The 1996-nt window shown below is 49.8% G+C and carries 3 protein-coding genes; all 3 read left to right on the forward strand.

Features of this window, described 5'->3' with window-relative positions; translation table 11 throughout:
- The first annotated feature begins 72 nt into the window (after positions 1–72).
- Entirely contained in the window at positions 73–342 is a 270-nt protein-coding gene (locus tag HALA3H3_RS13680) for a hypothetical protein (RefSeq protein WP_022519664.1), read from the forward strand.
- Between the two features lie 36 nt (positions 343–378).
- The gene (locus HALA3H3_RS27845; protein WP_022522169.1) at positions 379–624 is read left to right on the forward strand and encodes a rhodanese-like domain-containing protein; all 246 of its coding nucleotides are present in this window, start codon (positions 379–381) and stop codon (positions 622–624) included.
- Between the two features lie 107 nt (positions 625–731).
- A complete protein-coding gene (locus HALA3H3_RS13685) occupies positions 732–1187 on the forward strand; it encodes a DUF305 domain-containing protein (RefSeq protein WP_022522170.1) in 456 nt (151 codons plus the stop codon).
- Positions 1188–1996: the final 809 nt, after the last annotated feature.

A 1996-nucleotide genomic window follows, 5' to 3' on the forward strand; every position in this document is an offset into this window, starting at 1 on the left:
AGAATCCGCTACGGGCGCTGATCGATCCACGCCATCCTGACCGACAGAACAAACAGCCGGAGGCCACCGTTCATGCGCATTGACGACATGAGCATCGACCAGTTGCTGGAACTGAATCAATACATCTGCCGGCGAATTGATGAACTGCGTGACCGGGAGAACCTCCAGGCGCTGAGCCAGTTGCGGGTGGGCCTGAAAGTGACCTTCGAGAGCCGGGAAGGCCCCGTGCTGGGGATTGTCACCAAGATCAACCGCAAGAGCGTGATCGTGCTGGATGAGGATGGCAGGAAGCAGTACAAGGTCTCGCCGGAGTTATTGAGACCTCTCCGGGACGTGAAGTAGGTCAACTACGTCTTGGAATGAACGCTTACGCTTGATGTGCGTAGTCCCAATGAGGTTGCCAATGGACGAGTACCGGGCGCAAAGCATATTTACGTCGTCCATCTTGCCGAGCAACTAGATAAATTAGATCCGAACAAGACCATCGCCACTTACTGCGGATCAGGCTATCGAGCCTCGATTGCCGCCAGCCTTCTGAAGCGAGCTGGCTTCTCCGACGTGGCGAACACGCCAGGGTCATGGGCGGCTTGGAACGCAGCAGGTCTGCCTATTGAAACGAGCTGAGCTGAACCGGTGTATCAGTACTCCCATGCCGCTCAAAATCGCAAAATACGAGTACGTAGGCATCATGCGATAATTTCATTATTATATTGATTTTAAAGGAAAAATCTATGAAAATGTCTTACTGGCGTTTCGTCGCAATGGTCGCTACATCGACAATCATTATGTATGGGTTGATGTATCTGAACACGTACGCTTTTGACCATGTTTTCTGGAGCGAAACTAGAGCATGGATGGCTCTTGTCATGGGGGCTGTGATGGCGGTAGTGATGTTGAGCTTTATGCTCAATATGTATCAGAAAAAAAAGATAAACATCGCCATCTATGCAGGCAGTGCTGTGCTTTTCATTGCTGCATTATGGATCGTCCGTAGCCAGGTTACCGTAGATGACACCGATTACATGAAAGCAATGATTCCCCATCATTCAATCGCGATCCTGACCAGTGAGCGAGCGAAAATTTCAGATCCGCGTGTCCGTGAGCTGGCAGATGAAATCATTGCTGCACAGCGTCGCGAAATTGAGGAAATGAAACAGCTCATAAACGACTTGGAAAAAGCGGACTGATGTTTATTTTTTCATAAAACCGTTCACGTCAGATTTTTATCTTTCCGATTATCACATTAGGCACTGTTTACCTCACCGGTTGTGGCTTTCCAACTTCGGGAGACCTAGGAACAGTTGTACAGCCCTTAAGTTTTTCGTGCGTCGATATATCAGAGACGATTTGGTGCGCCGCATAGTGTGTGCCATAGATTGACGCATCTAGACCCATTTCGGTGACCCAGGCTTTCACAATACGGGCATATTGGCGCGTGGATAGATGCTTTGCGCTATTGATTCGGCTGGAAAACAAGAAGTCTTCGCTCCGGAGCTGAGCAAGCTGTATCCAGTAGATAATAGCGATGTGAGTTTGCTCGGTAATTTCGAACTGGACAGGTCAATGTGACTTTTGCTGTATCATAATGGCTCGTGAAGATATGCACGCAACATGGGCTATAGCCCGTACTCGTAAATTGAAGAGGTCGCAGCCTCGTAGATTGCTATCGATAGCTAAATTGTAGAGGGCAAGAGTTCTCTCGTCTTTTTGGCAAGCTGTAGGCGCACACGGATGGCCCAGATATCTTTTAGACTCAGAGGTGCCTTCTGAAATGCTGAGGATAACAGTAACCGAAATGAGCTTACGTGACGTACTAAAAGTCTTAATTTGATTGCCAAGGCCAGCTTCGTGCTGGCCTTTTTTGTGCGCCCGGCACGGGCGCACTCCTGGAGGTGCAAGTCCTCCCGTAAGCTGGCCACAGCGAACGAAGCGAAGCGCAACTGCGGAAGGGTGACCAACCGTGGGAAGGAAGCGTGGAGCGTAAACCGCGAGCCGA

It is taken from the genome of Halomonas sp. A3H3 (genome assembly GCF_000982975.1).
In the GTDB taxonomy this organism is placed as follows: Bacteria; Pseudomonadota; Gammaproteobacteria; order Pseudomonadales; family Halomonadaceae; genus Vreelandella; species Vreelandella titanicae.